This is a genomic window from Nitrosospira multiformis, from assembly GCF_003050865.1.
In the GTDB taxonomy this organism is placed as follows: domain Bacteria; phylum Pseudomonadota; class Gammaproteobacteria; order Burkholderiales; family Nitrosomonadaceae; genus Nitrosospira; species Nitrosospira multiformis_E.
In genome coordinates, this window is record NZ_QAOK01000002.1 from 166,983 (window position 1) to 183,604 (window position 16,622).

Sequence of the window (16,622 nt, forward strand, 5' to 3'; positions counted from 1 at the left end):
GCGGAGTTGTTTTTCCGGAATAGAAAACCCGGCAAGATCGAAGTGCTTCAGCATTTGCAGTCCGACAGTTTTCCGCAACGAAGCCTGAGCCCGGATATTTCACGCATTACGGGATGATGGCGAGGTGGTTTGCGAGCAGATTTGCGTAGCCCGCAGCCGGGACTAGATGCCGGCGCCGCCATCGAACACCTCGTTGCGTGTCTGCGCCTGGGAAATGACGCTGCCAGGAGGCACGCTGCGGGTGAGCCATACATTCCCGCCAATGGTCGAGCCTCGGCCGATAGTGATGCGTCCCAGGATCGTCGCGCCAGCATATATGACGACATCATTTTCGACGATAGGATGACGCAAATTGCCTTTTACCAGAGCCCCATGCTCATCCACTGGAAAGCGCTTGGCGCCGAGGGTGACAGCCTGGTATAGGCGCACATGTTCGCCGATGATGGCGGTCTCGCCGATAACCACACCCGTCCCATGGTCTATGAAGAAGAATCCGCCGATTTGCGCACCCGGATGGATTTCGATGCCGGTGGAAGAATGAGCAATTTCAGAAATCATTCTGGCGATCAATGGCGCGCCCAGCCGGTGCAACTCATGCGCTAGCCTGTAATAGGTAATGGCGGTAATTCCGGGATAGCATACCAGAACCTCATCTACGCTTCGTGCAGCCGGGTCTCCTTCATAGGCTGCCTGAATGTCGCTTTCAAGCAAACTGCGTATATGCGGTAGCCTTTGGGCAAAGGCTTGCGTAATTCCCGCTGCCCGCTCTCTTTCAGAATTGCCTGTCGCGTCCGCATCACTAGCAAAGCGCAGTTCACGGCGCACCTGCACCATCAATTCCCGCAGCGTTACATCGAGCGTGTGGCCCACATAATAATCGACGCTTTCATTGGTGAGATCGGGCATTCCCAGACGATTGGGAAACAACACGGCTCCCAGTCCATCCGCAATGCCGACCAGCACCTTGCGGGAAGGAAGCTTGGGGGGCCTGTCGCGTCTCTGCCGGTTTTCCAGGGATTTGAGCCGCAGTGCGCGCAATTCGGACACTACGCCGCCAATTTCCAGCCCTGTTCGTTTCAATCAGAAATACTCCTTCATTTACATTTATTATCACTCAACCTGGCTATTCCTGAGCCTCCTAAACGTCCTCAAAAAGGTTGGAGCTCAGATAGCGTTCTCCTGAATCGGGCAGAACGACAACAATGGTTTTTCCGGCGCTTTCCGCTCGCTTCGCATGATTTAACGCGGCTGCAACCGCTGCGCCGCATGAAATCCCCGAAATAATGCCTTCTTCGCGTGCAAGGCGACGTGCATAGTGAATCGCATCTTCATTGCTGATCTGCTGTACATCATCCACGAGAGAGAGATCCAGATTTGCAGGAATGAACCCTGCGCCAATTCCCGGGATTCGGTGAGGTCCGGGTTTCAGCGGTTCGCCAGCCCGATGCTGCGTGATCACCGGGCTGGCAGCGGGCTCAACGGCGACCGAGATGATGGACTTTTTCTTCGTCCCCTTTATATATCGCGAAACACCGGTAATGGTGCCTCCCGTGCCCACGCCGGCAACAAAAATATCGACTGCCCCGTCGGTATCGTTCCAGATCTCCGGTCCCGTGGTGCGCTCGTGAACGGCAGGGTTGGCCGGGTTGGAAAATTGCTGAAGCAGGAGGTATCGGCCTGGATCGGAAGCAACGATTTCTTCGGCCTTCGCCACCGCGCCTTTCATGCCCCGTGCGCCCTCGGTCAGAACCAGTTTTGCCCCGTAAGCGAGAAGCAGCTTGCGGCGTTCCAGACCCATGGTTTCGGGCATGGTCAATGTCAGTGGTATGCCGCGGGCAGCTGCAACAGAAGCAAGGGCGATGCCCGTATTGCCGCTGGTAGGTTCCACCAGTTCTATTCCGGCACAAAGCAGTCCGCGATGCTCCGCGTCTTCGATCATTGCCGCGCCGATACGGCATTTTACAGAATAAGCGGGATTACGGCTTTCGATCTTGGCCAGTACCGTTGCCGGGGCGCCATCCGTGACGCGATTAAGCCGGACCAATGGCGTGCGCCCGATGGTCTGGGAATTATCTTTGAACCAGTGCGCCATTTTCAATGTCAATGCGTCCTTCCATACACGGATTGTCCAGGAGATACTGGAGATTCGAGCATGATCTGCTTCCTGGGAGCCAATTGTGCTTATTATTTATTCGGAATTGGAGGTCGATTATAATAGCGGGTTTTATTGCCCAACTGGCTGTTTATCGATGAAGACAATCCCTAAGGCAGCGTGTGAACTTTGTTGACTTGCCGGTAGTCGGGCGTGCTCAGGGTATCGTTCGCTTGCCTGGCTCAAAGAGCATTTCCAATCGAATTTTGTTACTTGCCGCGCTGTCGGAGGGGGTAACCGATATATGCGACCTGCTGGCTTCCGATGATACTGCCCGCATGCTCGATGCGCTTTCCACTCTGGGTGTATCCATCCTTCAGATTGGTAAAGACCATTATCGCGTGCAGGGGGTGGGGAGCCAGTTTCCCCTTCGTTTTCCTACAACGGAAGCGGACCTGTTTTTAGGGAACGCAGGTACCGTTTTCCGTCCATTGACAGCCGTGCTGGCGCTTGCTCAAGGGCACTACTGCCTGTCTGGCGTGCCGCGAATGCATGAACGCCCCATTGGCGATCTGGTCGACGCTCTACGTCAAGTAGGTGCGAATATTACCTATCTCGGGAAGGAAGGTTTCCCGCCGCTCCAGATCAAACCCGGGCAGATCCATCCTGGAGAAATGACGGTAAGGGGCAATGTATCGAGCCAGTTCCTTACTGCCCTGTTGATGGTACTGCCTTTCCTGCGAACAGAAATGGATGTATTGCCGGCCATCACTGTGACAGGGGAACTGATTTCGCGACCCTACATCAATCTTACCATCGCCTTGATGGCGCGCTTTGGGGTGCAGGTGGAGCGGGAGGACTGGCGACGCTTTACTGTATCCCCAGACCAGCGCTATCGGAGTCCTCGTCAGGTATTCGTCGAGGGTGATGCGTCCTCCGCCTCCTATTTTCTTGCGGCCGGCGCTATCGGGGGAGGGCCCGTACGCATCGAAGGCATAGGACGTGATAGTGTCCAGGGAGATATTCGCTTTGCCGAGGCGCTCGAGCAGATGGGAGCCGATATCAGATTTGGCGATAACTGGATCGAAGCAAGCGCTCCCGGATCTGGTAGCCTGCGAGCAATCGATCTGGACTGCAACCATATTCCGGATGCAGCGATGACGCTTGCAGTGACAGCCTTGTTCGCGCGGGGAAACACCGTTCTCAGGAATATCGCGAGCTGGCGCGTAAAGGAAACCGACCGTATTGCAGCCATGGCGCAGGAATTGCGCAAACTCGGCGCAGAAGTGGAGGAAGGGCACGATTTTCTGCAAATCACGCCGCCCGCCGGGGAACTGACGGCGAATGCGGCTATTGATACCTATGACGATCATCGCATGGCAATGTGCTTTTCTCTCGTGTCTTTTGGCACGCCTGTTCGAATCAATGATCCCCAATGTGTCTCAAAGACGTTTCCTGATTATTTCGAAAAATTTGCGGCCATCATCCATGCCGATCCAGCCCAGGGTAAATTCGCCGCCCCGGTCGATTCTTTTAATATTTTATGAACGATAAGAATATTCAGGATATTCCCGTCATCGCGATTGACGGTCCTTCTGCTTCCGGCAAGGGCACCGTAGCGCAACGGGTCGCCGCAAAACTCGGCTTTCACTATCTGGACAGCGGCGCGCTGTACCGTCTGGCGGCGCTGGCCGCAATGCGATCGGGAATCGAGCTTAAGGATGAGCATGCGCTGAGTGGAGTCGCTGCACATCTGAATGTCGTTTTTGCAGATGCGGAGATTCGCCTGGACAATGAAAACGTCACGGATGCAATACGTTCGGAAGAATGCGGCAATGCGGCGTCCAGAATAGCTGCTTATCCTCTCGTTCGCGCGGCGCTGCTGGAACGACAGCGCGCATTCTGCCAGATTCCGGGTCTGGTAGCCGATGGTCGCGACATGGGATCGGTTGTGTTTCCCACTGCCATTCTCAAAGTATTTCTCACGGCGACTACTGAAACACGTGCTCAGCGGCGTTATAACCAGTTGATGGAAAAAGGGATGGGTGCTAATATTGCCACCCTTTTGCAGGACATACGGGAGCGTGATGAGCGGGATAGCAATCGCAGCATTGCGCCATTGCAATTAGGCACAGGGACACACTTGCTGGATACCACTTCACTCGACATCAACCAGGCGGTTGATCGCGTATTGAGTCTGTACGCTGAAATTTCTGCAAAAGGACCCATTTGAGCATGTCGTGTAGAGAGGTTCTATCCGTCAAATCCTATAAGCTTGCCCTCGCTTAGCTTCAAGCGCTCCTGAGTGACAGGAACACGTAAAAAATCCATTTCCCGGACCATTTTGTGTTTTTTCACATTCAATCGCATCGAATGCCGGGTAGCTGGATTCAGGATGAATCCAGAGCAGGAAGTGCAGTTGAAGCCGGATATTTCGAATGTCCGGGCAGTTGAAATGTCGGTAATACGTAATACGAGTGCTGCCATATCGTTATGGGCTTTCAAAAAAAGAGAACCCTCAAGCGCAGTTATTATTAACCTTAACCCCATGAAAATCTGCCGGTTTTGATGGGACCCACATCAGGGTTTTTACAATGGCTACTGTTTCCCCCGCTGTCGATTCTTCCGAAAGTTTTGCAGCGTTATTTGAAGAAAGCCTTTCCCGTCAGGAAATGCGTATCGGTGAAGTCATCACCGCCCAGGTCGTCCGGGTTGATTACAACATTGTAGTCGTAAACGCCGGACTCAAATCAGAGAGTTTCATCCCCGTCGACGAATTCAAGAACGACAAGGGCGAAGTTGAAGCCAAGCCTGGCGATTTCGTCAGCGTCGCCATCGAGGCGCTGGAAGATGGTTATGGCGAAACCCGCCTGTCACGGGACAAAGCGAAGCGCCTTACCGCCTGGCATGATCTGGAAGCTGCGATGGAAAACGGCGCGATCGTATCGGGTATCGTGAGCGGCAAGGTCAAGGGTGGATTGACTGCCATGATCAATGGCATTCGCGCCTTTCTGCCCGGCTCGCTGGTGGATATCCGGCCGGTCAAGGATACGACTCCTTACGAAAACAAGGAGATGGAATTCAAGGTTATCAAACTTGACCGGAAGCGAAACAACGTAGTGGTGTCTCGCCGCGCAGTGCTGGAAGAAACCCAGGGCGCCGACCGCCAGACGTTGCTCGCCAACCTGACCGAAGGCGCCATCGTCAAGGGTATTGTCAAGAATATCACCGATTACGGCGCATTCGTGGATCTGGGAGGTATAGACGGCTTACTGCACATTACCGATCTTGCATGGCGGCGGGTGAAGCATCCCTCCGAGGTCATCAGCGTGGGTGATGAAGTAACCGCGAAAGTCCTCAAATTCGATCAGGAAAAAAATCGCGTCTCGCTGGGCATGAAGCAATTGACGGAAGACCCGTGGGTAGGATTGTCACGACGTTATCCTCCCCATACCCGGCTGTTCGGCAAGGTCAGCAATCTTACTGATTACGGTGCGTTTGTTGAAATCGAGCAAGGCATTGAAGGCCTCGTGCACGTCTCGGAGATGGATTGGACCAACAAGAACGTGTACCCGTCCAAAGTGGTGCAATTGGGCGATGAAGTGGAAGTAATGATTCTTGAGATAGATGAGGAACGGCGACGCATCTCGCTTGGCATGAAGCAGTGCAAAGTGAATCCGTGGGAAGATTTCGCCATGAATCATCAAAAAGGCGACAAGGTGCGTGGCCAGATCAAATCCATTACGGATTTCGGCGTCTTTATCGGATTGCAAGGCGGGATAGACGGGCTGGTGCATCTTTCCGATCTTTCCTGGAATCAGCCGGGCGAAGAAGCCGTGCGCAATTACAAGAAGGGTGACGAGGTCGAGGCAATGGTATTGTCCATCGATGTGGAGCGCGAGCGTATCTCGCTTGGTATCAAGCAACTGGAAGGCGATCCCTTCAACAGCTTTGTCTCGGTTCACGACAAGAACAGCATTGTCAAAGGTACGGTAAAGTCGATTGATGCGAAGGGCGCCGTGATTTCACTCGAGAATGATGTCGAAGGCTACCTGCGCGCCTCAGAGGTGTCGCGCGACCGGGTTGAGGACATTCGCTCTCATTTGAAGGAAGGTGATGTGGTCGAGGCAATGATTATTAACGTCGATCGCAAGAACCGTGGCATTAATCTTTCCATCAAGGCAAAGGATATGGCAGAGGAATCCGACGCGATGCAGAAGGTGACAGGTGACGCATCCGCCAGCGCGGGAACCACCAGTCTGGGTGCTTTGCTCAAAGCCAAAATGGATGTTAAGAATACGGAACAATAAAGGGCGTCATGACAAAGTCTGAACTGATCGCGAGGCTTGCAGCTCGCCATCCTCAACTGGGAACAAAAGATGCCGAGCTGGCAGTCAAGGTTATACTTGACGCGATGGCGAAGAGTTTGTCACAAGGACAGCGTATTGAAATTCGCGGATTTGGCAGTTTCGATCTGAACTACCGTCCTCCGCGTGTCGGGCGTAATCCGAAATCGGGAGAAAAAGTCCGGGTACCGGAAAAATATGTCCCTCATTTCAAGGCAGGAAAGGAAATGAGGGAGCGGGTGGATCAGAAAAACTGAAAAACGCAAATTGAACGGATGGATATAATGGCGGCATGATTGAAAGATCATGCCGCTTTTTTATGCAGGGGGAACGCGCTCGCCGATTGCGTGCGCGGTGTCGTCCTGGTTTGAGCAATGCTCCTGATGTCAACGCGAGTTCTTTTTCGGAAAAACTGATCATGCGCTATCTGATATGGTTCCTGCGGATTGTGCTGTTTCTCCTCCTGCTGGGCTTTGCCGTGAGAAATGTCGAACCGGTAACGCTTTATTATTACTTCGGTTATGAATGGACGGCACCGCTGGTACTGGTAATATTGTTTTTCTTTGCCCTGGGGGTGGCGCTTGGCGCAGCAGGCTGCCTCGCCATCGTATTCAGGCAAAGACGGCAACTCGCCTCATACCGGAGAAAATATGACGTCCCGGACGCTCATCTGTAATCCACTATACCTTCCTGTGATTTCCGTTCCCGATAAATTGCGTATGAATGATCCCCGTATTATCGTCGCCCTGGATTTTCCGGACTCAATGTCCGCACTCAATCTTGTAGCCCGCCTGGATCCCTCGCTATGCCGGCTTAAAGTCGGCAAAGAGCTCTTCACCGCTGCCGGGCCGCAGCTGGTGGAAACGATGATGGGTAAAGGTTTCGAGATCTTCCTCGATCTGAAATTCCACGACATTCCCACAACCGTGGCAAATGCGTGCAGGACAGCCGCAGCCTTGGGAGTGTGGATGATGAACGTGCATGCGCTGGGTGGAAGAAGAATGCTGGCAGCAGCGCGTGAAGCCGTGACGCCGGGAACAGCCAGGCTCATCGCAGTGACGCTGCTGACCAGCATGGATCAGAGCGATCTCGATGAGGTGGGTCTGAAGGGCGAACCGCAGGACGTGGTGCAGCGTCTTGCATCGCTTACACGGGATTGCGGCCTGGATGGAGTCGTATGTTCCGCGCTCGAGGCGTCCAGGCTGAGAAAGGCGATGGGTGCGGATTTCTGTCTGGTAACGCCGGGAATACGGCCAGCCGATAGTTCTCCGGATGAACAGCGGAGGATATCAACCCCTCGTCAGGCGATTGAGAACGGATCGGATTATCTTGTTATTGGCAGACCTATTACCCAGGCGACTGAACCGGTGGAGATGCTGAGCCGGCTGAACAAGGATATCGAAGATATCAGGGATGTCAGTCACTTCGACAATTTCTGAGAGAGATGAAGCCTGTGCCCAGAATCTGTCGAAGGGCTTGCTGATTCAGAAAAAATCGTTATCTATTTCGCCCACAAGTCGGATCTGGCCTCGCGCTTTTTCTTTCGGTTTATCTGGCTACCCTCGAAGTCACCCCAGAGTTTGTTTTTATTTGATTTTGTATGCTTTACCATCCTGGTAGTGGCAGGTTCAAGCCAGTTATCAAATTCGGCAGTATTGAGATCGAAGCCCCTGTATGCATTTTTCATATACTGTTCTCCACGAAAGAAACTGTCGGATAGAGTAGCAATTACTGAACGTTCTAATCGAGCCTGCCGCAAATCGCAAACCGGAACAGATCCATCGGCGCCATCTTTGCGATAAGCGTTAGGGGAATCTTCTACAGTTTGGCTACGGGCCTCTGTTCGCTTTCCCACATAAGTCGGATCGAGCAGGCGCTGACAGTTTTTGCACTCGCGACAGATTTTTTCTGCCGGGAAGCACGGGTAGCGTTGTACTCCAAATGAAATGGATGAAAGGCTGGCGAACCGGGCAGAGCGCCTGGGGTGATGAGAAGCTCTTTTTGTGGTTTGCTATATTCCGACGTTACAAAAAGTCGCATTGACCCTTTGTGAAGGTGGGCGTAGAGTTAGATTCAGGGGAATGCTTGGATTCGATTTCACTGATTTCAAGCGTATTCCCTCTCTAACGTGGAGGATATCGTTATGTCCGACTATCATCTCCTCCCGGTGCAGCGTCTCACGGGCGCTGTACGGGTGGCAACGCCAGTCCAGCCTGCACCGGTAACTCTGACATCACCCGCGCTCGTTGTAATGACCGACTTACGGCATATTCCGGCCGCTGTAATCGAGCCGGATGTGACCATGGAGTCGGCTAATGCCTATATGATGCTGCGCGGAATACGATCTCTGCTTGTGTTGAATGGGGACAAGCTTCTCGCAGGCATTATCACCGCGACCGACATTCTGGGGGAAAAACCCCTGCGTTTCATTCAGGAAAGGTGCGTCAAGCACAATGAAATTCTTGTTTCCGACATCATGACCTCTTTGGATCGGCTGGAAGCGATTCACATGTCAGAAATCCAGCATGCAAGAGTCGGAAATATTATCGCCAGCCTGTGTGACACCGGTCGGCAGCATACCCTCGTAATAGAGAATGGGGTGGATGGCACGCCCACCGTTTGCGGAATTTTTTCCCTGACGCAAATCGAAAAGCAACTCGGGACTATCATTCCTTCAGTGGAAATTGCCAGGACCTTTACCGAAATAGAGGCGGCGCTCGCGGCAGGCTGATGTCTTATTGATTCGGCGAGCAAACAGTACAAACGTCATACCGGCGAAAGCCGGTATGACATTCAAAGCAGGCCATTATTTGTTTGAGCTGAGTTCCGAGGCACTTAACCACCGCATGATGCGCGTTCGATGCGCACGCCTACTTTTTTTACACCCCGAATCGCGCTGAGTTTCGCCACGCTTACCTTGATCCACGGTGACTTGAATTCGAGCAGGATGGTCTGCGCGATGTGCTCGGCCAAGGCTTCAAGCAGGGAAAAATGCCTTTCGGAAAGGATCTCCTGAATGCGCTGCACAATAAGGGCATAATCCAGCGCATCCTCGAAATTGTCGGTCTGACAGGCCCGGCTTGCAGGCAATGCGATCTCCAGATCGAGCTGGATCATCTGCGCAACTTTGAGCTCCCACGGGTAAATTCCAATCAGCGTTTTAACTTTGAGTTCGTGCAGGAAGATAATATCCATTGTTAAGCATTAAAGCACCGGCGAGCAACATTGCCGAAGCTGTTTTTCAAGTAGAATCAGCAGGGGATTTTATTCTATTTGCAAAAATGACGCTGATAGCTTTGGTTCTGCCAGCATATTTGCTGGGCTCGATTTCCTTTGGCGTGCTGGCGAGCCGGTTCTTTCAACTGCCTGATCCGCGCACGTACGGCTCCGGCAATCCCGGCGCCACGAACGTCCTTCGATCCGGGAAAAAATCCGCAGCGATATTTACATTGCTGGGGGACGCAGGGAAAGGCTGGCTTGCGGTCGCGCTGGCGGAGTATTATGCACCCTTTTTGGGCCTGGGTAACGAGGCAGTTGCGGCAGCGGCCCTGGCGGTTTTTCTGGGCCACCTGTTTCCCGTGTTTCTGCATTTCAGGGGTGGGAAGGGAGTGGCGACCGCGCTGGGGATACTGCTGGGATTCAATCCCTGGATGGGATTGCTTGCCGTCACAATCTGGCTCGCAGTAGCGGTGATCTGGCGTTTTTCATCGCTGGCGGCAATAGCGGCAGCAGGCCTGGCGCCATTCTATGCCTTATTTTTTCTCGGCTTCGAAGCGCGCACCCTTGTTGTTTTCATCATGTCCCTGCTGCTCATCTGGCGGCATAAGTCAAATATCGCCGACCTGATCGCTGGCAGGGAATCGCGTATTGGCAAGCGCAACATCTCTTGAGGGATGCTGCGCAACCCGCCTTCCCGGCTATGTCCGGAGAGCAGAGCAAGCGCGAAAACCGACGGTATCTTCGATTGCATCTTATGTGTCCTGGCCAATTTTTTCCTGCATTTCCAGATCCCAGCGGGCGTTTATCGTAAACCTGCCGAGCTTTAAACTTTCGGTTTCTCCAGATTCCAGGCCAGATTCCAGGCGCATCGCCCCTGCAAATGCGATCATCGCGCCGTTGTCGGTGCAGAATTCGAGTTTAGGATAATATACCGTAGCGCCAATCGTTTCCGCCCTGCGGTCGAGATTGCTTCTCAGCTGGCGGTTTGCTCCCACCCCGCCGGCCACCACCAGTTGGGTAAGTCCCGTTTTTGCAAGTGCTGCAAGCGATTTCTCGGTCAGCACTTCGACCGCTGCCTCCTGGAAAGCCTGTGCGATCGCGCCGCGACTCTGCGATGTCATCTCATGTTTGTTCACCAGTGTCAGCACGGCTGTTTTGAGACCACTGAAGCTGAAATTGAAATCGCCGCTGTGGAGCATGGGACGTGGAAGCTCGAAAGGCAAGGATTGGCCTGTCCGGGAAAATTCATCCGCCAGCCGGGAAAGGGCGGGACCCCCTGGATAACCCAGTCCGAGCAGCTTGGCTGTCTTGTCGAAGGCTTCGCCTGCCGCATCATCCACAGTTTCGCCAAGCAATCGGTATTGCCCCAGACCGGTCACTTCCATCAACTGCGTATGGCCGCCCGATACGAGCAGCGCTACGAATGGAAAAGCAGGGGCAGGGTCGGAGAGCAGAGGAGATAAAAGATGGCCTTCGAGGTGGTGAATCCCGAGCACGGGAACTTTGAGCGCAAAGCCAAGCGCGGCTGCCACGCTTGCGCCTACGAGCAACGCGCCCGCGAGCCCCGGACCCCGAGTGTATGCGATGGCATCCAGGTCTTGCAGTGTGAGGCCGGCTTCGGCAAATATCTCCCGGATGAGGGGCAGCAGCCGCCTGATATGGTCGCGGGAGGCGAGTTCGGGAACCACTCCGCCATATTCCCCGTGCATTTCAGTTTGGGAATATAGGGCATGGCTCAGTAGGCCCTGCCGGGTGTGATAAAGCGCGACACCCGTTTCGTCGCAGGAGGTTTCAATTCCGAGTACGAGCAATTGAGGTAGAGAGAATCAGATTCTTTACAGGAGTTTTTTAGGAATTGTTACTTGTTATATAATAGCGGGCTGTCTATATTTAGACGAAGACGAGTCGTCACTTTTTATTGATCAACATTTTCAGGAAAGGAACCAAATCTTCATGACCACTATTAAAGTCAAGGAAAACGAGCCCTTTGAAGTCGCAATGCGCCGCTTTAAGCGCACGATAGAGAAAACAGGCCTGCTTACGGAATTGCGTGCCAGGGAATTTTACGAAAAACCGACCGCTGAGCGCAAGCGGAAGCTGGCAGCAGCAGTAAAACGTACCTACAAGCGCCTGCGCAGCCAGTTGCTTCCACCGAAACTTTACTAGTTCAAGTCAGTCGAAAAATAAAAGTTATCTGTAAATCTCTGTAAACTCTGTTCGGCCGCCGTGAGTCTGAAACAGCAAATAACCGAAGATATGAAAGCCGCGATGCGAGCGGGCGATGCGCGGCGGCGTGATGCCATCCGGCTGTTGCAGGCTGCGATAAAGCAGCGTGAGGTGGATGAGCGCAAAGAGCTGGATGATGCGGCCGTCGTTGCCGTTATCGAAAAAATGCTCAAGCAGCGCAGAGACTCCATTGTCCAATATGAAGCAGCACACCGGCAGGATCTCGCGAATGCAGAGAAGTATGAAATGGAGGTGCTGCAATCCTACATGCCTCAGGCATTGAGCGATACCGAGGTGGAATGTGCTGTCGCTGAAGCGATTTCCAATGCCGGGGCCAGGGGACAACAGGATATGGGGCGGGTAATGGCGCTGCTCAAGCCCAGGCTTTCCGGGCGGGCGGATATGAGCAAAGTATCTGCTCTGGTCAAGACCAGACTCGCCGTCTGACATATCGCTTGCGGCCTCATTGAGGTAGCGGACTTCAATTGCAGGTACTGCGTGTATCAAAAGTGGGATGCTCTTTTCTCACAAGTGAGTTTCAAGTGAGTTTTCTGCCCGCGCTCCACTCTCCATATGCTTGCCTGATCTGTCATAAATGATTTCACAATCATTCATTCAGGAACTGCTCGACCGGACAGACATTGTCGATGTCATCGAGCGCGACGTGCCCCTCAGGAGAGCGGGCGCGAACTACAGCGCCTGCTGCCCGTTTCATAGTGAAAAAACCCCCTCCTTCACGGTAAGCCCCACCAAGCAGTTTTATCATTGTTTCGGTTGCGGCGCCCACGGTAATGCCATTGGTTTCGTGATGGAGTACGGCGGCATGCACTTCGTGGAGGCTGTGAATGAACTTGCAGCCCGAGTCGGGCTCCAGGTCCCTGCGCAACAAGCTGAAACGGGGCCAGGGTCTCAATCGAATTCTGCACAGGCAAAGCCGCAAGGAACAGATGGAACAGATGGAACAGAACACTCCCCGGGTGCGTTGCTTGAGGCAATGAAGGTTGCCGCGAGTTTTTACCGGGAGCAACTCAAGCTTTCGAAAAATGCGATCGACTATCTGAAGCAGCGCGGCCTGACGGGCGCAACCGCTGCGCGTTTTGGCATCGGATATGCTCCCGCAGGCTGGCAGAACCTGCACGCTCCATTCTCCGGGCAGCCGGAGAATGCCAGGAAACGCCTGCTGGTACAGGCCGGGTTGAGGGTCGAGGGCGACGGGGGCAAGTGTTATGACCGGTTTCGCGATCGCATCATGTTTCCCATCGTCAATCTCAAAGGGATGATTGTCGGATTTGGTGGCAGAGTGCTGGAGAAGGGGGAGCCCAAGTATCTCAATTCCCCGGAAACGCCTCTATTTCAGAAAGGCCGCGAACTCTACAATCTCTTTGGCGCCCGGCGTGCGATCCGGGAAGCGGGAAAGGTTATCGTAGTGGAGGGCTACATGGATGTAGTGGCTCTTTCCCAGCATGGAATCGAATACGCGGTGGCTACCCTGGGCACTGCCACCACGCCTTACCATATCCAGAAGCTGCTGCGGCAGACGGATAATATCGTCTTTTGCTTTGATGCAGACAGTGCTGGAAAAAAAGCGGCCTGGCGCGCCCTGGAGGACAGCCTCGCACAGCTTGCCGACGGCAAGAGCATCAGTTTTCTTTTTCTGCCAGAGGGGGAGGATCCTGACAGTTACATCCGCAACCATGGCAGGAGCGCCTTCGAAAAGCTGCTTGAGCAAACATTGCCCCTATCTGTTTTTCTTTTCAGGGAACTGTCGGCGCGAGCCGACCTCAAAAGTAGCGAGGGCCGTGCCAAGCTGGTGCAGGATGTCAAACCCTTGCTGGCGCGAATCACTGCACCCGGGCTTGCATTGATGCTGGTGAAGCGATTGACGGAGATCAGTGGTCTGAGCGAACGGGAGTTGGAGAGTATTTTGAAGATCAGACGGGTTACCGCTTTTCCGGTCCGCGAAAAGCCTTCCCGTCCGCAGCCTGTTTCTCCCTACGAATGGCTGCTTCAGGTATTGTTGTACCACCCTGTCTATATCCAGAAGCTTGACAGGGAACTGCTTGCGTATGACCAGAAATATGAGAAAGAAGTAGCAGCGTTGGCCGCGCTCGTTGAATTTATCGACGCCCACCCCCACATGGGAGAAGGTACGTCGATACCTTTGATGGTTGTTTATTTTCGCGATAGTCCTCATCGGGCGCTCCTTGAGCAGGCGGCAAGCAAAACACTTGGCTGGGACGGCGAGATCGACCTGGAAGCGGAATTTGCCGGAGCGATGGCGCGATTACATGAGATGAAACGCAAGCAACGCATGGCAGTGCTGCACAATAAATCCCTGAGCGCCCTTACCCTTGAGGAAAGGCAGGAGCTTCAGCGAATGGCGATGCCGTGAAGCAGAACTGCCAGCTGTGGCATGAATGCGAGCATGTTCTGATATAATGGAAAAATTTTACTTTTCAACGGAAAGAACTCGGAAAAGAACGTGGTCAAACCCGGGCACAAGTCCAAGCAGCGGTAAAAGCAAAGACGGCTGTGTCTGCCGAAGTTTCGGGTCAACCTGAGGGCGAGGTTCGGATGGCAATCAAGGAATCTGAAGATATGAAGAAGCTGTTGAGAGCGCAGGCGAAAGAAGCGGCAGCAAAAGAACTGACGAAGGTGGATGAAGAAATGTTCGAAAATGACAGTGAAGCGGAAACCGATGCAATGGCTAAAGCTCCAGAGCAGGTGACCGAGATTGCGAAGGCAGTGATGGCGGCAAAAGAGCCTGCCAATGGCAAGATCGCAAGATCAAAGGCGGCCAGGGAAGGAAAAAACTCCCAGGCCAGGGATCCGGAAAAAGCCACAGCCTCCCAGGAGCTCGAGGCGCGCCGCCTGCGTCTCAAGAACCTGATCGTGCAGGGCAAGGAGCGCGGCTATCTCACTTACGCCGAAATCAATGATCATCTTCCCGATGACATGCTCGACGCGGAGCAGATCGAGAATATCATCAGCATGATCAACGACGTCGGGATTTCCGTTTATGACGAAGCGCCCGACGCAGAAACGCTGCTCATGTCTGAAACCGCGCCTACCGTGGCCGATGAGGATGTGGTGGAAGAAGCCGAAGCCGCGCTTTCCACCGTGGATTCGGAGTTCGGGCGCACGACCGACCCTGTCCGGATGTATATGCGCGAAATGGGTTCGGTGGAACTGCTGACGCGTGAGAGCGAAATCGAAATCGCAAAACGTATCGAGGACGGCTTGAAGCACATGATCCAGGCGATTTCCGCCTGTCCGACAACCATAGCCGGAATTCTCGAACTCGCCGAGAGAGTGTCGAAAGACGAGATGCGTGTCGATGAGCTGGTGGATGGGTTGCTCGATCCCAGCACGGAAGAAATTATCAGCGAAGAGATTTCCGATGAATCCCTGGAACAGGAATTGAACTCGGACGCAGGAGAAGACGACGATGTCACCGCAGTTGCAAATGCCAACCTCCTCAAGCTGAAAAATGACGCGCTGGAGCGTTTTGAAGTGATTCAAAAGGCTTATGACGAGATGCAGAAAGTGCTCGAAAGGAAAGGGTCGGGCAACAAAGCCTATAAAGACATCCAGGAGCAGATTTCATCCGAGCTGATGGCTATCCGTTTCTCTGCCAAAATGGTTGAGCGGCTGTGCGATACGCAACGCGCGCTGGTGGATGAAATGCGCGGTTACGAGCGAAAAATAATGGAGCTTTGCGTAAGCAAGGTGGGAATGACGCGTAACCACTTCATCAAGACCTTCCCCGGTAACGAGAGCAACCTGCACTGGGTGGATGAGGAGATTGCGCTCGGCAAGCCCTACAGCGTGACGCTGGAACGTTATCGTCCCGAGATCGTGGAACAGCAACAGAACCTGCTGGCACTGCAAAAGCAGGTAGGTATTCCCTTGAAGGAACTCAAGGAAATCAACCGTCGCATGTCCACGGGCGAGGCGAAGGCGCGCCGCGCCAAACGTGAAATGACCGAAGCGAATTTGCGACTGGTGATTTCCATCGCCAAAAAATACACCAATCGGGGATTGCAATTCCTCGATCTCATTCAGGAAGGCAACATCGGCCTGATGAAGGCGGTGGATAAATTCGAATACCGGCGCGGATACAAGTTTTCTACCTACGCAACCTGGTGGATTCGTCAGGCCATCACACGTTCCATCGCCGATCAGGCGCGTACCATCCGTATCCCGGTGCATATGATCGAAACGATCAACAAGATGAACCGCATTTCCCGCCAGATCCTGCAGGAAACCGGGCAGGAGCCGGAGCCCGCTATCCTCGCGCAGAAAATGGAAATGCCGGAAGAGAAGATTCGTAAAATTCTCAAGATTTCCAAGGAACCGATTTCCATGGAAACTCCGATCGGAGATGACGAAGATTCTCATCTCGGAGATTTCATCGAGGATTCAGCCACCATGGCGCCTGCGGATGCGGCAGTTTATGCCAGCCTGCGCGATGTTACGAAAGATATACTGGATTCGCTGACACCGCGTGAAGCAAAAGTACTGCGCATGCGTTTCGGTATCGAAATGAATACCGACCACACGCTGGAGGAAGTCGGCAAACAGTTCGACGTGACGCGTGAACGCATCCGCCAGATCGAGGCCAAGGCGCTGCGCAAGCTGCGTCATCCGTCCCGTTCCGAGCGCCTGCGCAGCTTCCTGGACACTGAAGGCTGATCAGCCTTCAGTTATCCAGTTCAATACAGTTCCAGGTTAAGTTA

Annotated in this window: 18 protein-coding genes; 12 read left to right on the top strand and 6 right to left on the bottom strand. The window is 53.6% G+C overall.

Annotated features, from left to right (window positions below; translation table 11 throughout):
• Window positions 1-162: 162 nt before the first annotated feature.
• Window positions 163-1,080, bottom strand: coding sequence for a serine O-acetyltransferase EpsC (gene epsC, locus C8R21_RS02110; protein WP_074974721.1), 918 nt, complete (start codon window positions 1,078-1,080; stop codon window positions 163-165).
• Between the two features lie 58 nt (window positions 1,081-1,138).
• A complete protein-coding gene (gene cysK, locus C8R21_RS02115) occupies window positions 1,139-2,092 on the bottom strand; it encodes a cysteine synthase A (RefSeq protein WP_107761220.1) in 954 nt (317 codons plus the stop codon).
• 182 nt (window positions 2,093-2,274) lie between these two features.
• Here cysK and aroA point away from each other — a divergent pair, with 182 nt between their 5' ends.
• Window positions 2,275-3,639, top strand: a complete 1,365-nt coding sequence (aroA, locus tag C8R21_RS02120; RefSeq protein WP_107761221.1) for a 3-phosphoshikimate 1-carboxyvinyltransferase — start codon at window positions 2,275-2,277, stop codon at window positions 3,637-3,639.
• Entirely contained in the window at window positions 3,636-4,325 is a 690-nt protein-coding gene (gene cmk, locus C8R21_RS02125) for a (d)CMP kinase (RefSeq protein WP_107761222.1), read from the top strand. Before aroA ends, cmk begins: the two co-directional genes overlap by 4 nt.
• A gap of 20 nt (window positions 4,326-4,345) precedes the next feature.
• Here cmk and C8R21_RS02130 read toward each other — a convergent pair whose 3' ends face one another.
• Window positions 4,346-4,579, bottom strand: coding sequence for a hypothetical protein (locus C8R21_RS02130; protein WP_146162432.1), 234 nt, complete (start codon window positions 4,577-4,579; stop codon window positions 4,346-4,348).
• 107 nt (window positions 4,580-4,686) lie between these two features.
• On the opposite strand from C8R21_RS02130, the gene rpsA reads away from it, so the two are divergent.
• The 4 genes from rpsA to pyrF are packed head-to-tail and all read left to right on the top strand — an operon-like array spanning window position 4,687 to window position 7,877.
• Window positions 4,687-6,402, top strand: coding sequence for a 30S ribosomal protein S1 (gene rpsA / locus C8R21_RS02135; protein WP_107761224.1), 1,716 nt, complete (start codon window positions 4,687-4,689; stop codon window positions 6,400-6,402).
• Between the two features lie 8 nt (window positions 6,403-6,410).
• Window positions 6,411-6,695: an integration host factor subunit beta gene (locus C8R21_RS02140; protein ID WP_011381373.1), complete on the top strand. Its 285-nt coding sequence runs from the start codon at window positions 6,411-6,413 to the stop codon at window positions 6,693-6,695.
• A 35-nt stretch (window positions 6,696-6,730) separates the two neighbouring features.
• Window positions 6,731-7,114 (top strand): LapA family protein, encoded by a 384-nt coding sequence (locus C8R21_RS02145; RefSeq protein WP_258192201.1) that lies wholly within the window; start codon window positions 6,731-6,733, stop codon window positions 7,112-7,114.
• 43 nt (window positions 7,115-7,157) lie between these two features.
• Window positions 7,158-7,877 (top strand): orotidine-5'-phosphate decarboxylase, encoded by a 720-nt coding sequence (gene pyrF, locus C8R21_RS02150; RefSeq protein ID WP_107761254.1) that lies wholly within the window; start codon window positions 7,158-7,160, stop codon window positions 7,875-7,877.
• Between the two features lie 62 nt (window positions 7,878-7,939).
• Here pyrF and C8R21_RS02155 read toward each other — a convergent pair whose 3' ends face one another.
• Entirely contained in the window at window positions 7,940-8,125 is a 186-nt protein-coding gene (locus tag C8R21_RS02155) for a hypothetical protein (RefSeq protein ID WP_107761225.1), read from the bottom strand.
• Between the two features lie 456 nt (window positions 8,126-8,581).
• Here C8R21_RS02155 and C8R21_RS02160 point away from each other — a divergent pair, with 456 nt between their 5' ends.
• Window positions 8,582-9,169 carry a CBS domain-containing protein gene (locus tag C8R21_RS02160; RefSeq protein WP_107761226.1) on the top strand — a complete coding sequence of 196 codons (588 nt, stop codon included), beginning with the start codon at window positions 8,582-8,584 and terminating at the stop codon, window positions 9,167-9,169.
• Between the two features lie 104 nt (window positions 9,170-9,273).
• Here C8R21_RS02160 and folB read toward each other — a convergent pair whose 3' ends face one another.
• Entirely contained in the window at window positions 9,274-9,633 is a 360-nt protein-coding gene (gene folB / locus C8R21_RS02165) for a dihydroneopterin aldolase (RefSeq protein WP_107761227.1), read from the bottom strand.
• A gap of 86 nt (window positions 9,634-9,719) precedes the next feature.
• Here folB and plsY point away from each other — a divergent pair, with 86 nt between their 5' ends.
• Window positions 9,720-10,328, top strand: a complete 609-nt coding sequence (gene plsY, locus C8R21_RS02170; RefSeq protein WP_107761255.1) for a glycerol-3-phosphate 1-O-acyltransferase PlsY — start codon at window positions 9,720-9,722, stop codon at window positions 10,326-10,328.
• A gap of 81 nt (window positions 10,329-10,409) precedes the next feature.
• Here the strand turns inward: plsY and tsaD are convergent, their stop codons facing one another.
• Complete coding sequence (gene tsaD, locus C8R21_RS02175) at window positions 10,410-11,468, bottom strand: tRNA (adenosine(37)-N6)-threonylcarbamoyltransferase complex transferase subunit TsaD (protein ID WP_107761228.1); 1,059 nt, start codon at window positions 11,466-11,468, stop codon at window positions 10,410-10,412.
• 142 nt (window positions 11,469-11,610) lie between these two features.
• Here tsaD and rpsU point away from each other — a divergent pair, with 142 nt between their 5' ends.
• The 4 genes from rpsU to rpoD all read left to right on the top strand — a co-directional run bounded on the left by rpsU (window position 11,611) and on the right by rpoD (window position 16,578).
• Window positions 11,611-11,823, top strand: a complete 213-nt coding sequence (gene rpsU, locus C8R21_RS02180) for a 30S ribosomal protein S21 (protein ID WP_004179462.1) — start codon at window positions 11,611-11,613, stop codon at window positions 11,821-11,823.
• 60 nt (window positions 11,824-11,883) lie between these two features.
• Window positions 11,884-12,330, top strand: a complete 447-nt coding sequence (locus C8R21_RS02185; protein ID WP_107761229.1) for a GatB/YqeY domain-containing protein — start codon at window positions 11,884-11,886, stop codon at window positions 12,328-12,330.
• Between the two features lie 148 nt (window positions 12,331-12,478).
• Window positions 12,479-14,275: a DNA primase gene (gene dnaG, locus C8R21_RS02190; RefSeq protein WP_107761230.1), complete on the top strand. Its 1,797-nt coding sequence runs from the start codon at window positions 12,479-12,481 to the stop codon at window positions 14,273-14,275.
• Between the two features lie 182 nt (window positions 14,276-14,457).
• Window positions 14,458-16,578, top strand: a complete 2,121-nt coding sequence (rpoD, locus tag C8R21_RS02195) for an RNA polymerase sigma factor RpoD (protein WP_107761231.1) — start codon at window positions 14,458-14,460, stop codon at window positions 16,576-16,578.
• Window positions 16,579-16,622: the final 44 nt, after the last annotated feature.

Excerpts from the sequence above, each read along its gene's own strand:
- cysK (WP_107761220.1), bottom strand. The coding sequence starts at position 2,092 with ATGGCGCACTGGTTCAAAGATAATTCCCAGACCATCGGGCGCACGCCA.
- rpsU (WP_004179462.1), top strand. The coding sequence starts at position 11,611 with ATGACCACTATTAAAGTCAAGGAAAACGAGCCCTTTGAAGTCGCAATG.
- folB (WP_107761227.1), bottom strand. The coding sequence starts at position 9,633 with ATGGATATTATCTTCCTGCACGAACTCAAAGTTAAAACGCTGATTGGA.
- C8R21_RS02145 (WP_258192201.1), top strand. The coding sequence starts at position 6,731 with ATGATTGAAAGATCATGCCGCTTTTTTATGCAGGGGGAACGCGCTCGC.
- rpoD (WP_107761231.1), top strand. The coding sequence starts at position 14,458 with ATGGCAATCAAGGAATCTGAAGATATGAAGAAGCTGTTGAGAGCGCAG.
- C8R21_RS02130 (WP_146162432.1), bottom strand. The coding sequence starts at position 4,579 with ATGGCAGCACTCGTATTACGTATTACCGACATTTCAACTGCCCGGACA.
- dnaG (WP_107761230.1), top strand. The coding sequence starts at position 12,479 with ATGATTTCACAATCATTCATTCAGGAACTGCTCGACCGGACAGACATT.
- C8R21_RS02155 (WP_107761225.1), bottom strand. The coding sequence starts at position 8,125 with ATGAAAAATGCATACAGGGGCTTCGATCTCAATACTGCCGAATTTGAT.
- cmk (WP_107761222.1), top strand. The coding sequence starts at position 3,636 with ATGAACGATAAGAATATTCAGGATATTCCCGTCATCGCGATTGACGGT.
- C8R21_RS02160 (WP_107761226.1), top strand. The coding sequence starts at position 8,582 with ATGTCCGACTATCATCTCCTCCCGGTGCAGCGTCTCACGGGCGCTGTA.
- rpsA (WP_107761224.1), top strand. The coding sequence starts at position 4,687 with ATGGCTACTGTTTCCCCCGCTGTCGATTCTTCCGAAAGTTTTGCAGCG.
- pyrF (WP_107761254.1), top strand. The coding sequence starts at position 7,158 with ATGAATGATCCCCGTATTATCGTCGCCCTGGATTTTCCGGACTCAATG.
- C8R21_RS02140 (WP_011381373.1), top strand. The coding sequence starts at position 6,411 with ATGACAAAGTCTGAACTGATCGCGAGGCTTGCAGCTCGCCATCCTCAA.
- plsY (WP_107761255.1), top strand. The coding sequence starts at position 9,720 with ATGACGCTGATAGCTTTGGTTCTGCCAGCATATTTGCTGGGCTCGATT.